The sequence below is a fragment of the Halomonas sp. MCCC 1A11062 genome, assembly GCF_021404355.1.
Taxonomy (GTDB): Bacteria; Pseudomonadota; Gammaproteobacteria; order Pseudomonadales; family Halomonadaceae; genus Halomonas; species Halomonas aerodenitrificans.
The window spans coordinates 1-16,114 of sequence record NZ_JABFTW010000036.1; the positions used below are offsets into that span (position 1 = coordinate 1).

Genomic DNA, 16,114 nt, shown 5'->3' on the forward strand with positions numbered 1-16,114 from the left:
GGAGGGTAGAATCGGTCATGGCGTATCCACTCATGTTGATTGAGATCTTGGTCGTGATCAATCAACAGGATACGCCACCCTTCCTACCTCCTCCCATACACCAGAAATCACCATAGCTCCGCGGCGAGTGGGAGTTTGCCTATCATGGCGGCAAGCTGCGTAGTGATGCGGATAACCATAGTTTCGTCGTGCTGGGGACAGGTCATAACGACAACATCAGCTATCTATACTGCCAGTTCCCTATCGATTTCTTTATCGAGCGGGAGGAAAAGCTACCCGCTCTGGTACAGCGCTGGTGTGACAAGCTAAAGCCCGAGCATGGCTATGCCGGTTTTTGGCTTGGCCGCTCTTTTGGCTACGAAAAAAGCGATGAGGCGGTAATTCTCGAATACAGATTTGGCCAGCGTTTTCCTGGATTGCAAATTAATAAATTTACCACGCATTCCTTAAACCTACATCGCGGCCCCAAAGGCGTCGACTGGTTGACCATTCTCTCCGATTCTTGGTTGGAGCGCCTGGGTGGCCTTGAGCATGTCAAGGCCGAGATGGATGACCTGCCGGTGCTGGACTATGACGGCGGCGCCATCCTGCGCGCCGGCCCCATGCCGCAGCTCGGCGATAACGAAAACCCGGACCTCGATGCCGCCTTGTCCGACTACCGACGTGTCGCCGCCATTATCGAGCCGGTTCGCATCAAGGATCATCAGGGAATTCACCCAATCCTTTCTCCTAGCTATCGGCACGAAAAGCGCTTCGACGCCCACGAGTATCAGGCCTGGCTGGCGCGCTTCAGCCCGCAGGGAGGTCAGCCATGAGCGAGCCAACAGCGAGCGGCGAAACGTTTGCCCTGGAGTGGGTTCCCAAGCAGCTCTTCCCCGATATCGAACTGGAGCGGGTGGAGATCGCGGACACGGCCACTCGGGTGATCTGTCGCGACGGCGACTGGTCGCTGCAATCGGATATCACGCCGTTCTGGGGTCGGACAATCTGTAAAGCCTTACCCCTTGCCCGGCCCTTGCCACACTCTTAGCCTGCCCACCCAAGCCAGTTCCTGCGAGGCTTCGCGCAGTTCGCGGGCGGCGTCTTCCAGGCTTTGGCCGGGCGGCAGTTGGCGTACGTAGACCGAGACGTCGATCTGTTCGGCGAGGTAGTGCAGGTCGAGGGCGACACGCTGTTGCCACACTTGGCAGTCGTGCCAGGCGTCGTCGAGCATGCCTTCCACGTCGCGGCGCAGAGGCAGGCCGGGGCGCAGGCTGTGCTCGATCTGTTCGGAGTCGTCCTCTGGGTCGATGTGGAAGGTCACGTCGGCCAGGTCGGGGAAAGCACTGCGCAGTTGTCGGCTCACGGCGTTGCCGATCTCGTGGGCTTCGGAGACGGTAAGCCGTGGCGGCACCACGATGTGCAAGTCGAGCACGACCTGGCTGCCCAGTGAGCGTGTGCGTAGGTCGTGAACGCTTTCCACCCCCGGTATGGTTTCGGCGATGTCTTTCATCTTTTGCTGGTCGGCTTCGGGCAGAGCGGTGTCGATCAACTCGCGGCTCGACTCCCACAGCAGGCGCCAACCCACCTGACCGACCATGATGCCGACTAGAATGGCGGCCACGGCGTCGACCCAGCCGGCGCCGAACTGGGCCGCCACCAGGCCGATCAGCACCGCCACGGTGGAGAGCGCATCGGAGCGGGAGTGCCAGGCGTTGGCCTCGAGCAGGCGCGATTTCACCCGCTTCGCCACACGCAGGGTGTAGCGAAATATCCACTCTTTGGCGATCAATGCCACCACGGCCACGCCGATGGCCCACAATCCGGGTGCGGCGAAAGGTTCGCCGCCCAGCAGGCGCATGAGGCTGGCCCAGGCAATACCACCGGCCACGAAGATCAGCACGCTACCCAGCGCCAGGGTGGCCAGCGTCTCGATGCGGCCATGGCCGTAGGGGTGGTCGCTGTCCGGCTCCTGGCGCCCGTAATGGGTCGCTGCCATCACGAAGCCGTCTGTCACCAGGTCGGAGAAGGAGTGAATGCCGTCGGCTATCAGGGCGGCGGAGCCCACCAGCAGGCCGGTAATCAGCTTGAGCAGGCCGACGGTAAGGTCCACCACGGCGCCGATCAGCGTGACCCGATGGGCCTCGCGGGTCTGGGCGCCGCGGTCGAGCGGCGGGTGAGGGTGCGCGCTCACGTCTCTCCCAGGTCGTGGCCGGCGAGCTGGGCTGCCTTGTTGCGCACCGGGTTGGCGTACTGGGCTAGCCACCAACTGCGCAGCTCGGACGGAACCTCGTTCAGGCGGGCTTGGAAGCGGGCCCGGTCCACGTCGCTGACCTCGCTCAGGTCCAGCAGCTCCGGCGCATCGCTCAGGGCTTCCAGCGCCAGGTAGTGGCTGGGGAAGAGGCGATAGCCGCCGATCACCTGACGGTCGATCTCGGCGGCCACGGCTTCGGGGGTGTCGAAGCCGGCGCCCAGCGGTTCGCCGAAGCGCAGCTCCACGCGCCCCTTGTGGCCGGTGATGCCGGCCACGATGGATTGGATATCCTCGAACTCGCTCTTTGCGTAGCTCCCCTGGCTATGTACGGCGTGCAGCTCGCGGGCCTTCTGCAAGTCGCAGGGGTCGTACTCGTAGCTGATCGAGACCGGCACCATGCGCAGTTCGGCAATGGCTTCGCCGATGGGGGCGTTGCGCTGTTCCATACGGTGCGCCATGGTCAGCATCTTGATGATCGCCGGGTCGGTACGGTCGATCCCGTCCTTGGCGCGCCCCTCGCGCTGGGCCATCCAGATCGAGTGGTTATCCTCGACGATGGAGTGACGAATGTAGCTCGAGAGGTTCTGGTAGGCCGCCAGCATGGCGCGCTTGCCGCGCAGTGCGCGTGGCACGATGAAGCTCTTGTTGAGCCGCATCAGATCGGTAACGTAGGGCTTCTTGAGCAGGTTGTCGCCGATGGCGATGCGCACGGTGTCGCGACCCGCCTGGTGCAGGGCGAAGTTGACGAAGGCCGGGTCCAGCGAGATATCGCGGTGGTTACCGATGAACAGATAGGCCGTGTCCGCGTTCAGGTTCTCCAGCCCCTCGACGCGAAAATCGTCGGTCGAGGTACGGATCATGCGGTTCATGTAATAGGCAACGCGCATCTGGAAATCGTGCACGCTGGCCACCCCGCGGGTTTCCCGACGGATGGCATAGGAGGCCAGGGCGCGGGCCAGCCACGGCAGCGTACGGCTCAAGCGCGGCAGCCGGTAGCGGGTCAGAGCATCGAGCAGCTCGCGGTTGCTGGCCAGATTCGCCAGTACCGCGGCCACTTCATCATCGCGATAGGGTCGGATATCCGCCCAGGGATCGGTGGGCGTTGCGCCAGTCGGATTCTCGGTCATCGGTTCTTCTTGGTTACCGGATTCGGTCATGCACTTGCCTGCGCAGCGCCATTGGCTTCGCCGCCGAGCCAGTCGATCAGACGCTCTACCTCTTCGGCCAGGGCCTGTGTCATCAGCATGAAATCGGCTTCGAGGCGCACGATGGCATCGCCATCGTCCTCGGTTTCGCTGGCCTCGTCGATCAGTGCGTCACTGAACCGCAGGGATTTCAGCGTCAGATCGTCGTGCAGCACGTAAGCCAGGCGGCCTTCAACTTCGATGGCCAGGCGGCTGGCCTGCTTGCCCGTCGCCAGCAGCTGCTGGATTTCGTCGCTGTCGAGATCCACCTGGCGGGCGCGCAGCACACCGTCGTCGCCCTTGGCCTTGAGTTCCACCTGATCGCCCAACTGCAGCGCGGCGGGGCGTGAATTCTCGTCGGCAAGCCATTGGGTCATGGCGCGCATGGGCAGGGTTTGAGCGGAGAGCGGGGTCACCTTGAGGCTGCCCAAGGTTTCGCGCAGCAGGTCGAGCGCTTCTTCGGCACGTTTACGCGAGCTGGTGTTCACCGCAATCAGATCGCGACGGGTATCCCACCAAAGGTCGACTTTCTGGCTGCGTACGAAGGCGCGTGGCAGCAGCTCTTCGTAAACCTGCTCCTTGAGTTCCTGCTTCTCCTGACGGCGCAGCTTGCGCCCCTCGCGGGCCTCGATCTCGGCGCTGCGCTCTTCCACTTCCTCGCGCACCACGCCGGCAGGCAGCAGGCGCTCATGGCGCAGCATGGTCATCAGGCGCTGCCCCTGCAGTTCGTGCAACAGCGCGGTGCCGGCGCGCCCCGCGGGCGGGCACCATCCCACGCGCCTGGCTTCCTGGCTGCCGGGCGTACGTGCCGCCTGTTCGGCCAGGGCCTCTTCAAGGTTGGCGGCGGGGATCGTCGCCGCCCCGTGCAGGCGGTAAAGGTGCAAGTGCTTGAACCACATAGTGCGTTCCCTGAGCGTAAAGGACGCATATTATGGCGAAGGGGCAGGCAGGGTTCCAGTGGCCTTGTGATCTATGATTCGCTCGAACGCTCGTTAGATATTCAGGCTTCACTCCAGGACGAGGGCAGACAATTCGTCTCGCAGCGGTCCTTCGATGAGCAAAGGCTGGTTGGCTTGCATATCGAGCAGGACGAAGGTGATGGTGGCCCGGCTGACCAGGGTATCGTCGCTGCTGCGATGGATTTCCTGGGTCATCTTCCCACTGCGGTTGCCGATGGCGGAAAGCCGGCTGTGTACCTCAAGGTCGTCACCCGCAACGGCCGCGGCACAGTAATCGATATTGATATTGACGGCTACGAGCCCGATGCCGGCTCGCTGAAACGAGGTGCTGAGTTCAGGGTGTTCGTCGAAGTAGGCCCAGCGTCCCTCTTCGAGAAACTCCAGGTAACGGGTGTTGTTGACGTGGCCATAACCATCGAGGTGGTAGCCGCGTACACGCAGTGAAATGCGGGAGATGCGGGGATCCATCCGGTGCTCCTTCTCGCAGTAATAAGGGGGCAGCTCAAACAATGAACGCTTTGGATTCTAGTCACCCTCATCAGTATCAAGCAAACGATTGTTTTATTTTTGCGAGAAGGGAAAGGGGCGGCCATGGCCGCCCCCGCCTTGCGTGGTTCAGGCCTTGAGGACCTCAATGATGGAGGCCTTTGGCTTGACCGAGAGCCGGCGATGCAACCGTTCGGAGAGTTCACTCACCGAGAACAACCCGCGGATATGGTGCTCGGCATCTCTGACCAGACAGTAGGGCTCGCCGGCCTCGCGCAGTGTGGCCACCAGGTCGGTGACAGTGGCGCTGGCAACGGCCTCGTAATCCACGACGGGCATGGCGGCCCGGGGCTGCATCAGATCGCCGGCGGTCAGGCTGCTGCGGTCGATGCCGAGACGGTGCAAGGCCACCAGGATGCTCTGCTCCGAGAGTCTCTCGAGGGTCAGCATGCCGACCAGTTCACGCTGGCGATCGATGACCAGCTTGCCGCTCACACCTTCCGCCTTCATCTGCCTGGCCACCTCGAGCGCCGGGGCCGAGACACTGACGGCGTGTGGCCAATGCTGGCGAAAATCGGTCATCAGGCTCAGGGCCGGGGAGTGCTCGTCGATATCGGAGAAGGCTTGAGGAGTGACCAGGTGGTCGGCGGTGTCGAGTCGGGAGAGAGGGAGTGTTTTCATCGTGCAAAACCTCTGAAAGCGCTGACATCCAATGGATGCGAAACGATCGAATATGAAGGCCCGAGACGAGCCAGGTTTCCAGTCGAGCGATCAGAGGCAGTGCGGTGGGGCGCGGGCAGGCGGCAGTGCGAGCTGCTGACAGGCGAGCGCGGAGATGCCTAGCGCAACGCCGGGGTGGGTGAGGAGTCGAGTGCCGAGGGTGGCAAGCGACTCGAGTCCGGTGTCGTCGGTGTCCGCATCGAATGACGACAGTCCGAGGGAAACGTCGTGATGCGCGAGCCCTGCCAGTGACTTGGCAGGACCTTCAAAGCCATTCTCGACCGCCTGTGAGGCCAGGTTCGGCAGCCCTACGATCAGGGCGGTGAGAGCGATCAGCAGAAGTCTTTGCATTGGGCCTCTATCTATAAGGGGGCCTTGACCCACACAAGCTAGCCCAAGAGAGTCGGGATGGCTACCGTCGCGAATAAGGAATGAGCGATGCGGGATTGGCGCGGGGCGTTACGCAAGCTGCCTTTGTGCCGTGTGGAGTGGTATGATGGCAGGCTGTAATGGCGCGCCATGCCTCGGCCACGGCTTGGCTAGAAGAGCGCACCAAACCGTTGTAGCGCAAAGGATTCGACGACCCATGGGTGACATCGCCAGAGAGATTCTGCCAGTCAACATCGAGGACGAACTGAAGCAGTCGTACCTCGACTACGCGATGAGCGTAATCATCGGCCGCGCGCTACCGGACGTGCGCGATGGCCTCAAGCCGGTGCACAGGCGCGTACTGTTCGCCATGCACGAGCTTGGCAACGACTGGAACAAAGCCTACAAGAAATCGGCCCGTGTGGTGGGCGATGTCATCGGTAAATACCACCCCCACGGTGACAGCGCAGTCTACGACACCATCGTGCGTATGGCGCAGGACTTCTCCATGCGCCACGTGCTGGTCGACGGCCAGGGCAACTTCGGCTCCATCGACGGCGACAGCGCCGCTGCCATGCGTTACACCGAGGTGCGCATGGCCAAGCTGGCTCACGAGCTGCTGGCCGATCTCGACAAGGACACCGTCGACTGGGTCGACAACTACGACGGCACCGAGCGTATTCCCGAGGTGCTGCCGACCAAGGTTCCCAACCTGCTGATCAACGGCTCCTCGGGCATCGCCGTGGGTATGGCCACCAACATCCCGCCCCACAACATGGGCGAGGTGATCGACGGCTGTCTGGCGCTGATCGACGACTACACCCTCACCGTCGACGACCTGATGGAGTACATCTCCGGCCCCGATTTCCCCACTGCGGGCATCATCAACGGCCGTGCCGGCATCCTCGAGGCCTACCGCACCGGCCGCGGGCGCATCTATGTGCGTGCTCGCCACACCATCGAGTACCACGAGAAGAGCGGCCGCGACCACATCATCGTCACCGAGCTGCCGTACCAGGTGAACAAGGCGCGGCTGATCGAGAAGATCGCCGAGCTGGTCAAGGACAAGAAGATCGAAGGCATCGCCGAGCTGCGCGACGAGTCCGACAAGGACGGCCTGCGGGTGGTGATCGAGGTCAAGCGCGGCGAGTCCGGCGAGGTGGTGGTCAACAACCTGTTCGCCCAGACCCAGCTGCAGAACGTCTTCGGCATCAACATGGTGGCCATCGAGGATGGACAGCCGAAGATCCTCAACCTCAAGGAAATCCTCGAAGCCTTCATTCGTCACCGCCGTGAGGTCGTCACCAGGCGCACCCTGTACGAATTGAAGAAAGCCCGCGAGCGTGGCCACATCCTCGAAGGCTTGGCCGTGGCCATCTCCAACATCGACGAGGTGATCGAGCTGATCAAGGCCTCGCCGAGCGCCGCCGAGGCCAAGGAAAAGCTGCTCGACAAGGTGTGGCCGCCGGGTCAGGTCACCGCCATGCTCGAGCGTGCCGGTGCTACCTCATGCAAGCCGGAAGAGCTGGAAGAGGGCTTCGGCCTCAACACCACCGGTACCGAGTACCGTCTCTCGCCGGCCCAGGCCCAGGCCATCCTCGAACTGCGCCTGCACCGCCTGACCGGCCTCGAGACTGAGAAGCTGCTCGACGAATACCTGGGCATTCTGGAGAAGATCGCCGAGCTGATGGCCATTCTGGCTTCCAGCGAGCGTCTGCTCGAGGTCATCCGCGAAGAACTCATGGCCGTGCGCGATCAGTTCGCCGACCCGCGCCGCACCGAGATCCAGGCCAGCCACCTCGACCTCTCCATCGAGGATCTGATTGCCGAGGAGGACATGGTGGTCACGGTCTCGCGTACCGGCTACGCCAAGACCCAGCCGCTCTCCGACTACCAGGCCCAGCGTCGCGGCGGTCGCGGCAAGTCGGCCACCGCCATGAAGGACGAGGACGTCATCGAGCATCTGCTGGTGGCCTCCACCCACGACACCGTGCTGCTGTTCTCCAACAAGGGCAAGGTGTACTGGCTCAAGGTCTACGAGATGCCCGCCGCCAGCCGTGGTTCCCGCGGCAAGCCGCTGGTCAACCTGCTGCCGCTGGACGAAGGCGAGGCGATCAATGCCATCCTGCCGGTGAAGGACTACCGTCCGGATTGCTACATCTTCTTCGCCACCGCCAAGGGCACGGTCAAGCGCACCAGCCTCGACCAGTTCTCGCGTCCGCGTAGCGTCGGCCTGATCGCCATCGACATTGAAGAGGGCGACCGCCTGGTGGGTGCCGCCATCACGTCGGGTAACGACCATGTGATGATGCTGTCGTCCAACGGCAAGGCGATTCGCTTCGAAGAGAGCAACGTGCGCGCCATGGGTCGTACCGCTCGCGGCGTACGCGGCATGAAGCTGCTGGGCGACGCCGAGGTGATCAGCCTGATCATTCCCAAGAGCCAGCAGATCGACGCCGATGCCGACAGCGAGGTGGAAGGTGAAGAGGGCGCGCCGCTGGAGAACGGCAACGGCGGCCAGATCTACATCCTCACCGCCTCCGAGAACGGTTACGGTAAGCGCACCCGGCTCGAGGAGTTCCCGCTGCGCGGTCGTGGCGGCCAGGGCGTTATCGCCATGCAGACCAGCGAGCGCAACGGCTCTCTGGTTGCCGCCATGCAGGTCTACTCCGCCGACGAGATGATGCTGATCACCGACCGGGGCACCCTGGTGCGTACCCGCGTCGACGAGGTCTCGATCACCTCGCGCAACACTCAGGGCGTAATGCTGATCCGCCTGGGCAATGACGAGAAGCTGGTCAAGACCGTGCGTATCGACGAGCCTGAAAATGGGGTGGAGGGCGAGCCCGAGGATGGCGCTGAGGGTGAAGCTGAGAACGCGCCGAACGCCGAGCTGCAGAGTGGGCCGGATGCGGACGAGAGCGGCGGCGTAGAAGAGAGCCAGAACGACGAATAAGCGCGTTTGCATTACCGGAAAGCGATGAGCTGTTCCGGCGACAAGCCTCGCGAGGGCGCTGTGAACCCATCCCTGGGCGCTATTTTTGCCATCCATGGCAAAAAACCCTCGCTACGGCTTGTCCCCGGCGCTCATCTCGCCTGGCCACGACATGAGTAGAACGGAACACCACGCTGATGACACGCCACTATAATTTCTGCGCCGGTCCCGCGGCGCTGCCCACCCCGGTGCTGGAACGCGCAAGGGAAGAGCTGCTCGACTACCAGGGCCGTGGGCTCTCGGTCATGGAGATGAGCCACCGCTCGCCCGCGTTCGTCGCCATCGCCGAGCAGGCCGAGGCCGACCTGCGCGAACTGCTCGCCGTGCCCGAGAACTACAAGGTGCTGTTCCTGCAGGGCGGCGCCAGCCTGCAGTTCTCCATGGTACCGATGAACCTGCTGGGGCAGGGGGGCAGCGCCAACTTCCTGTATACCGGCATCTGGGGCAAGAAGGCGCTGGCGGAAGCCAAGCATCTGGGCTTTGACGTGCACATGGCCGGCTCCAGCGAGCCCAGCGGGCACAGCGAAGTGCCGACCCAGGCCGACATCGCACTCTCCGCCGATGCCGCCTACCTGCACTACACCGCCAACGAGACCATTGGCGGGCTGGAGTTCGATTATATCCCCGACGTCGGCGTGCCGCTGGTGTGCGACTACTCCTCCAGCATCCTGGCCGAACCGCTCGACGTGTCGCGTTTCGGCGTGATCTACGCCGGGGCGCAGAAGAACATCGGCCCTGCCGGCCTCACCCTAGTGCTGGTGCGCGACGACCTGCTCGACCGGCGCTGCCCGCGCATTCCCAGCCTGTTCGACTACCAGGCCATGGCCGAAGCGGGTTCCATGGTCAATACGCCGCCCACTTACGCCTGGTATCTGGCGGGGCTGGTGTTTCAGTGGCTCAAGCACGACATCGGCGGGCTCGAGGCCATGGCGACGATCAACGCGCGCAAGGCGGCCAAGCTCTACGCGGCCATCGACGCCAGCGGCTTCTATTCCAACCCCATCGCGCCGCGCAACCGCTCGCGCATGAACGTGCCCTTCGTACTGGCCGACGCCAGCCTCGACAAGACGTTCCTGGCCGAAGCCGAACAAGCCGGGCTGCTCAACCTCGCGGGCCATCGCAGCGTCGGCGGCATGCGGGCAAGCCTCTACAACGCCGTACCCGAAGCGGCCGTCGATACCTTGATCGACTTCATGGCCGACTTCGAGCAACGCAGGGGATAAGCCATGACCGATAGCCCCAACAATCTCGATACGCTGCGCCAGCGCATCGACGAGATCGACAACGACATCCTGCGCCTGATCAGTGCCCGCGCCGAGTGTGCCAAGCAGGTCGCCGAGGTCAAGACCAAGAGCGACAAGGGCGCCGTGTTCTACCGCCCCGAGCGTGAGGCCCAGGTGCTGCGGCGGATCATGGAGCTCAACCAGGGGCCGCTCAACAGCGAAGAGATGGCGCGGCTGTTCCGCGAGATCATGTCCGCCTGCCTGGCGCTGGAACAGCCCACCAAGGTGGCTTATCTCGGCCCGGAGGGTACCTTCACTCAGCAGGCCGCCCTCAAGCACTTCGGTGCCAGCGCGGTGAGCATGCCGATGGCGGCCATCGACGAGGTCTTCCGCGAAGTGGAGGCCGGCGCCGTCAACTACGGCGTGGTGCCGGTGGAGAACTCCACCGAAGGCGTGGTCAGCCACACCCTCGATTCGTTCATGGACTCCTCGATCCGCATCTGCGGCGAGGTGGTGCTGCGCATTCACCACCATCTGCTGGTGGCCGACACCACCTTGCGCGACAAGGTCTCGCGGGTCTACTCCCATCCGCAGTCGCTGGCGCAGTGCCGCAAGTGGCTCGACGCTCACTATCCGCGGGCCGAGCGGGTGCCGGTGTCGTCCAACGCCGAAGCGGCCAAGATGATCAAGGGCGAGTGGCACAGCGCGGCGATTGCCGGCGACATGGCGGCCAAGCTCTACGGTCTGGAGAAGGTTGCCGAGAAGATCGAGGATCGCCCCGACAACTCCACGCGCTTCCTGATCATCGGCAGCCAGCACGTACCGATGTCGGGCGAGGACAAGACATCCATCGTGGTGGCCATGCGCAACCAGCCCGGCGCGCTGCACGACCTGCTCGAGCCCTTCCATCGTCACTCCATCGACCTGACTCGTCTGGAGACACGGCCCTCGCGCACCGGCGTGTGGAACTACGTGTTCTTCATCGACTTCAAGGGTCACGTGGATGAACCGCGTGTCGCCGCGGTGCTCGAGGAGGTGCGTTTGCGCGCCTCCGAGCTCAAGGTGCTCGGCTCCTACCCCGTAGGCGTGCTGTAAGCGTGGTGGAGCGTAACAACCCGAGCGTAATGCCGAACGAAACACGGATCCTGATCGTCGGCCTGGGGCTGATCGGCGGCTCGTTGGCCGCCGCGCTGCGTGCTGTCGGCTATGCGGGTACCATCCAATCCTGCGATCCGGATGCCGGCGAAATCGCCCGCGGCATCGAAATGGGCCTGATCGACCACGGCGACACCCGCCTCGCGTCGCTGGTGGAAGGCGCTACCCTGATCGTGCTGGCGGTGCCGGTACTGGCCATGCGCAGCGTGATGCAAGAGCTCGCCGACCTGCTGCCACGCGAGGCGTTGAGCGGTACCGCGCCGCGGGTCGTCATCACCGACGTCGGCAGCACCAAGGCGGCGGTGCGCGACTGCGCACTGGCAGCCTTCGGCGAGCTGCCGGCGGGGCTGGTGCTGGGGCATCCCATCGCCGGCTCGGAGAAGAGCGGCGTGGCGGCTTCGAACCCGCAGCTCTACGTCAGACACAAGGTGATCCTCACCCCGACCCGAGAAACCGCCCCGGCCGCCGTGGCCCGGGTGCAGACGCTGTGGCGTGCCTGCGGCGCCGAAGTGCTGGAGATGGACGTTGAGCGCCACGATCAGGTGCTGGCACGTACCAGCCACCTGCCGCACCTGCTCGCCTTCTCGCTGGTAGACACCCTGGCGCGCCAGGACGAACGGCTGGAGATCTTTCGCTACGCCGCCGGCGGCTTTCGCGACTTCACCCGCATCGCCGGCAGCGACCCGGTCATGTGGCGCGACATCTTCACCGCCAACCGCGACGCCGTGCTGTCCTCTCTCGACGATTTCGAGGCCGGTCTGGGGCGGCTGCGCCAGGCCGTGGAAGCGGGCGACGGCGATGCTATGCTCTCCATCTTCGACCGTGCCAGCCATGCACGACACTACTTCGACTCTCTCCTGAACCAGACCAGTTATCAGGTGGAATACCAGATGCAACAACAAGGCAAGCTCACCTTCCGGGCCGCGCCCGGTGGCCGCGTGGCCGGGCGCATTCGCGTACCGGGCGACAAGTCGATCTCCCATCGCTCGATCATGCTGGGCGCCCTGGCCGAAGGCGTGACCGAAGTGAAGGGCTTTCTGGAAGGGGAAGACAGCCTCGCCACCCTGCAGGCGTTCCGCGAGATGGGCGTGGCCATCGAAGGGCCGCACCAAGGGCGCGTTACCGTGCACGGCGTCGGCATGCACGGGCTCAAGGCGCCGGCCGGGCCGCTCTACGTGGGCAACGCCGGTACCGCCATGCGCCTGTTCGCCGGGCTGCTGGCGGGCCAGGCCTTCGACACCGAACTGATCGGCGACGCCTCGCTGACCAAGCGCCCAATGGGTCGCGTGGCCGACCCGCTGCGTGTGATGGGTGCGAAGATCGACACCGCCGAAGGCGGGCGTCCGCCGCTGAAGATCCACGGCGGCCAGAAGCTCAAGGGCATCAACTACGACATGCCCATGGCCAGCGCCCAGGTAAAGTCGTGCCTGCTGCTCGCCGGGCTCTATGCCGAAGGCGAGACCCGCGTGCGCGAGCCGGCGCCCACCCGCGACCACACCGAGCGCATGCTGGCCGGCTTCGGCTATGAGGTACACCGCGAGGGCGACACCTGCTGGCTCAATGGTGGCGGCAAGCTCACCGCCGCTCCCATCGACGTGCCCTCCGACATCTCCTCGGCTACCTTTTTCCTGGTGGCGGCGGCGATCACCCCGGGCTCCAATCTGATTCTCGAGCACGTGGGCATCAACCCCACGCGCATCGGCGTGATCAACATCCTCAAGCTGATGGGCGCCGACCTGCACCTCACCAATGAGCGCGAGGTGGGCGGCGAGCCGGTGGCCGATCTGCACATCCGCTACGCGCCGCTCAAGGGTATCGACATCCCCCTCGACCAGGTGCCGCTGGCCATCGACGAGTTCCCGGCGCTGTTCGTCGCCGCCGCCTGCGCCACCGGCACCACGCGCCTGCGTGGCGCCGAGGAGCTGCGGGTCAAGGAGTCCGACCGCATCCAGGCCATGGCCGACGGCCTGGCAACCTTGGGCGTCGAGCACACCGTGCTCGAGGACGGCATCGACATCGTCGGCGCCGGCGAGCGTGAAGTCGCCTACGGCGGCGGGCGCATCGACAGTCTGGGCGACCACCGCATCGCCATGTCGTTCGTGGTGGCCTCGCTGCGGGCCGGCGAGGAGATCGTCATCGACGACTGCGCCAACGTGGCTACCTCGTTCCCCGGCTTCACCGAGCTGGCGCGAACGGTCGGCCTGCACGTCGAAGAAGAGGATGCCGGAAATACAGAGGAAAGAGCATGAGCGAAACGGCCAAGGTGCTGACCCTCGATGGACCCGGTGGTGCCGGCAAGGGCACCATCAGCCGTCTGGTCGCCGAGCGCCTGGGCTGGCATCTGCTCGACAGCGGTGCGCTGTACCGGCTGACCGCGCTGGCGGCCCAGCGCCACGGCGTGGCGCTGGATGACGAAGCCGCGCTGGAACGGGTTGCTGCCGGTCTCGACGTGGTGTTTGTCGCCGAGGCGGAGAGCACCCGCGTGCTGCTCGAAGGCGACGACGTCAGCCGCGAGATCCGCACCGAGCAGGTGGGCGACGCCGCTTCTCAGGTAGCGGCGTTGAATGGCGTGCGTCAGGCGCTGCTGCAGCGTCAGCGCGACTTCCGTCAGGCCCCCGGTCTGGTGGCCGACGGTCGCGACATGGGCACCGTGGTTTTCCCCGACGCAGAGCTGAAGGTTTTCCTCACTGCGAGCCCTGAGGAACGGGCGCGCAGGCGCCACCTTCAGTTGCAGGAGGCGGGGGTCAGTGCTAGTCTATCGAGTCTTTTGAAGGAAATTCAGGCACGCGATGCACGCGACATGCAGCGCAGCGTGGCTCCACTCAAGCCGGCCGATGACGCCATAACGCTTGATACCACGAGCCTGAGTATACCGGAAGTGGTGGAACGGTTGACGGAGTGGCTGGCCCAGCGTGGCCTCGTCCCCGAGACTTGATCTCCCTTGCGGCGCCCTTGAACGGATGTCATGGCATGGTCGGGCACTAAATTCTTGCAAGCCCGGCCAGGTCCAACCAGCGCTAACATCCTCGGGGGTTTGGTAAATAAGGCCCGCACTCGCTGGTGGTGCGGAGAAGGCGGCAACGCCTCAACACCGTTGATCACGTAGGAAAATCATGAGCGAAAGCTTTGCTGAACTGTTTGAACAGTCACTGCAGGACATCAACATGGAGCCGGGCGCCATCGTCACGGCTACCGTCGTCGACATCGAAGGTGACTGGGTCACCGTCAATGCCGGCCTGAAGTCTGAAGGGCAGATTCCCGCGGCGCAGTTCCGCGACGATAACGGCGAGCTCACCATCGCCGTCGGCGACGAAGTCAGCGTTGCCCTGGAAGCCGTCGAAGACGGTTTCGGCGAGACCCGTCTGTCTCGCGAGAAGGCCAAGCGCGCCGAGGCGTGGAAGATTCTGGAAGCGGCCTTCGAGAAAGAAGAAATCGTCAAGGGCGTGATCAACGGCAAGGTCAAGGGCGGCTTCACCGTCGACATCGACTCCATCCGTGCATTCCTCCCGGGTTCCCTGGTCGACGTGCGTCCGGTGCGCGACACCACGCATCTCGAGCACAAGGAACTCGACTTCAAGGTCATCAAGCTCGACCCGAAGCGCAACAACGTTGTCGTTTCCCGCCGCGCCGTGCTCGAAGCCGAGAACAGCGCCGAGCGTGAAGCGCTGCTCGCCACCCTGCAGGAAGGCCAGCAGATCGTCGGTATCGTCAAGAACCTCACCGACTACGGCGCCTTCGTCGACCTGGGCGGCGTCGATGGTCTGCTGCACATCACCGACATGGCTTGGAAGCGCATCAAGCATCCGAGCGAAATCGTTGCCGTGGGCGACGAGATCAACGTCAAGGTGCTGAAGTTCGACCGCGAGCGCAACCGCGTCTCCCTGGGTCTGAAGCAGCTGGGCGAAGATCCGTGGGTCAGCATCACCGAGCGTTACCCCGAGGGTACCGTCGTTCAGGCCCGCGTCACCAACCTCACCGACTACGGCTGCTTCGCCGAGCTGGAAGAGGGTGTCGAAGGTCTGGTTCACGTCTCCGAAATGGACTGGACCAACAAGAACATCCACCCGTCCAAGGTCGTCAACATCGGCGACGAAGTGGATGTCATGATCCTCGACATCGACGAAGAGCGTCGTCGTATCTCCCTGGGTATCAAGCAGTGCACCGCTAACCCGTGGGAAACCTTCAACGCCCAGTACAACAAGGGCGACCGCGTGTCCGGTACCATCAAGTCGATCACCGACTTCGGTATCTTCATCGGTCTGGAAGGCGGTATCGACGGTCTGGTTCACCTCTCCGACCTCTCCTGGTCCGAGACTGGCGAAGAAGCCGTGCGCCGCTTCAAGAAGGGCGACGAAGCCGAAGCCGTCATCCTTTCCATCGACCCGGAGCGTGAGCGCATCTCGCTTGGCATCAAGCAGCTCGACTCCGACCCGGTGGCTGAGTACCTGGCTGTCAACGACAAGGGCTCCATCGTCTCCGGTCGTGTGATCGAAGTCGACGCCAAGGAAGCCCACGTCGAGCTGGCGACTGACGTCGTTGCCGTGCTCAAGGCATCCGAGATCAGCGCCGACCGCGTCGAAGACGCGCGCAACGTGCTGAGCGAAGGCGACACCGTCGAAGCCCGCATCGTCAACGTCGATCGCAAGAACCGAGCGATCAACCTGTCGATCAAGGCCAAGGATCAGGACGACACCCGTCAGAACCTGAAGAAACTGCGCGAGCAGGAAGTCGAGAGCGGTGGCCCGACCACCATCGGCGACCTGATCAAGCAGCAGATGGGTCAGGACTGA

The 16,114-nt window shown here is 63.9% G+C and carries 14 protein-coding genes; 8 read left to right on the forward strand and 6 right to left on the reverse strand.

The annotated features are described in order from the left end of the window. Nucleotides 1-188 precede the first annotated feature (188 nt). Both HOP58_RS21700 and HOP58_RS21705 read left to right on the forward strand, forming a co-directional pair. Entirely contained in the window at nt 189-815 is a 627-nt protein-coding gene (locus HOP58_RS21700) for a type VI immunity family protein (protein WP_234261671.1), read from the forward strand. Then, on the forward strand, nt 812-1,030 hold the full coding sequence (locus HOP58_RS21705) for a hypothetical protein (RefSeq protein WP_234261673.1): 219 nt from the start codon (nt 812-814) through the stop codon (nt 1,028-1,030). The genes HOP58_RS21700 and HOP58_RS21705 overlap by 4 nt, the downstream gene beginning before the upstream one ends. Here HOP58_RS21705 and HOP58_RS21710 read toward each other — a convergent pair. From HOP58_RS21710 to HOP58_RS21735, 6 genes are all read right to left on the reverse strand, one after another. After that, entirely contained in the window at nt 998-2,173 is a 1,176-nt protein-coding gene (locus HOP58_RS21710) for a cation diffusion facilitator family transporter (protein WP_234261675.1), read from the reverse strand. The two genes, HOP58_RS21705 and HOP58_RS21710, sit on opposite strands and share 33 nt — an antisense overlap. Then, a complete protein-coding gene (locus HOP58_RS21715) occupies nt 2,170-3,360 on the reverse strand; it encodes a 1-acyl-sn-glycerol-3-phosphate acyltransferase (RefSeq protein ID WP_010628814.1) in 1,191 nt (396 codons plus the stop codon). Before HOP58_RS21715 ends, HOP58_RS21710 begins: the two co-directional genes overlap by 4 nt. A gap of 26 nt (nt 3,361-3,386) precedes the next feature. Then, nucleotides 3,387-4,316, reverse strand: a complete 930-nt coding sequence (locus HOP58_RS21720; RefSeq protein ID WP_010628813.1) for a recombination-associated protein RdgC — start codon at nt 4,314-4,316, stop codon at nt 3,387-3,389. A 108-nt stretch (nt 4,317-4,424) separates the two neighbouring features. Next, nucleotides 4,425-4,844 (reverse strand): thioesterase family protein, encoded by a 420-nt coding sequence (locus tag HOP58_RS21725; protein ID WP_010628812.1) that lies wholly within the window; start codon nt 4,842-4,844, stop codon nt 4,425-4,427. A gap of 147 nt (nt 4,845-4,991) precedes the next feature. Beyond that, on the reverse strand, nt 4,992-5,543 hold the full coding sequence (locus HOP58_RS21730) for a CBS domain-containing protein (protein ID WP_010628811.1): 552 nt from the start codon (nt 5,541-5,543) through the stop codon (nt 4,992-4,994). Nucleotides 5,544-5,633: 90 nt separating this feature from the next. After that, a complete protein-coding gene (locus HOP58_RS21735) occupies nt 5,634-5,933 on the reverse strand; it encodes a hypothetical protein (RefSeq protein WP_234255650.1) in 300 nt (99 codons plus the stop codon). 235 nt (nt 5,934-6,168) lie between these two features. Between HOP58_RS21735 and gyrA the strand changes: the two genes are divergently transcribed. The 6 genes from gyrA to rpsA all read left to right on the forward strand — a co-directional run bounded on the left by gyrA (nt 6,169) and on the right by rpsA (nt 16,114). Beyond that, complete coding sequence (gyrA, locus tag HOP58_RS21740; RefSeq protein ID WP_234261677.1) at nt 6,169-8,907, forward strand: DNA gyrase subunit A; 2,739 nt, start codon at nt 6,169-6,171, stop codon at nt 8,905-8,907. Between the two features lie 176 nt (nt 8,908-9,083). Beyond that, nucleotides 9,084-10,169, forward strand: a complete 1,086-nt coding sequence (gene serC, locus HOP58_RS21745; RefSeq protein WP_234261678.1) for a 3-phosphoserine/phosphohydroxythreonine transaminase — start codon at nt 9,084-9,086, stop codon at nt 10,167-10,169. A gap of 3 nt (nt 10,170-10,172) precedes the next feature. Continuing rightward, entirely contained in the window at nt 10,173-11,264 is a 1,092-nt protein-coding gene (pheA, locus tag HOP58_RS21750) for a prephenate dehydratase (protein WP_234261680.1), read from the forward strand. Nucleotides 11,265-11,293: 29 nt separating this feature from the next. Continuing rightward, the gene (locus tag HOP58_RS21755; protein ID WP_234261681.1) at nt 11,294-13,573 is read left to right on the forward strand and encodes a bifunctional prephenate dehydrogenase/3-phosphoshikimate 1-carboxyvinyltransferase; all 2,280 of its coding nucleotides are present in this window, start codon (nt 11,294-11,296) and stop codon (nt 13,571-13,573) included. Further along, nucleotides 13,570-14,259 (forward strand): (d)CMP kinase, encoded by a 690-nt coding sequence (gene cmk, locus HOP58_RS21760; RefSeq protein WP_234255645.1) that lies wholly within the window; start codon nt 13,570-13,572, stop codon nt 14,257-14,259. The genes HOP58_RS21755 and cmk overlap by 4 nt, the downstream gene beginning before the upstream one ends. A gap of 178 nt (nt 14,260-14,437) precedes the next feature. After that, nucleotides 14,438-16,114, forward strand: coding sequence for a 30S ribosomal protein S1 (rpsA, locus tag HOP58_RS21765; protein WP_010628804.1), 1,677 nt, complete (start codon nt 14,438-14,440; stop codon nt 16,112-16,114).

Coding starts and splice junctions, on each gene's coding strand:
- serC (WP_234261678.1), top strand. CDS start 9,084: ATGACACGCCACTATAATTTCTGCGCCGGTCCCGCGGCGCTGCCCACC.
- HOP58_RS21725 (WP_010628812.1), bottom strand. CDS start 4,844: ATGGATCCCCGCATCTCCCGCATTTCACTGCGTGTACGCGGCTACCAC.
- HOP58_RS21755 (WP_234261681.1), top strand. CDS start 11,294: ATGCCGAACGAAACACGGATCCTGATCGTCGGCCTGGGGCTGATCGGC.
- HOP58_RS21735 (WP_234255650.1), bottom strand. CDS start 5,933: ATGCAAAGACTTCTGCTGATCGCTCTCACCGCCCTGATCGTAGGGCTG.
- cmk (WP_234255645.1), top strand. CDS start 13,570: ATGAGCGAAACGGCCAAGGTGCTGACCCTCGATGGACCCGGTGGTGCC.
- HOP58_RS21705 (WP_234261673.1), top strand. CDS start 812: ATGAGCGAGCCAACAGCGAGCGGCGAAACGTTTGCCCTGGAGTGGGTT.
- HOP58_RS21730 (WP_010628811.1), bottom strand. CDS start 5,543: ATGAAAACACTCCCTCTCTCCCGACTCGACACCGCCGACCACCTGGTC.
- gyrA (WP_234261677.1), top strand. CDS start 6,169: ATGGGTGACATCGCCAGAGAGATTCTGCCAGTCAACATCGAGGACGAA.
- rpsA (WP_010628804.1), top strand. CDS start 14,438: ATGAGCGAAAGCTTTGCTGAACTGTTTGAACAGTCACTGCAGGACATC.
- pheA (WP_234261680.1), top strand. CDS start 10,173: ATGACCGATAGCCCCAACAATCTCGATACGCTGCGCCAGCGCATCGAC.
- HOP58_RS21720 (WP_010628813.1), bottom strand. CDS start 4,316: ATGTGGTTCAAGCACTTGCACCTTTACCGCCTGCACGGGGCGGCGACG.
- HOP58_RS21715 (WP_010628814.1), bottom strand. CDS start 3,360: ATGACCGAGAATCCGACTGGCGCAACGCCCACCGATCCCTGGGCGGAT.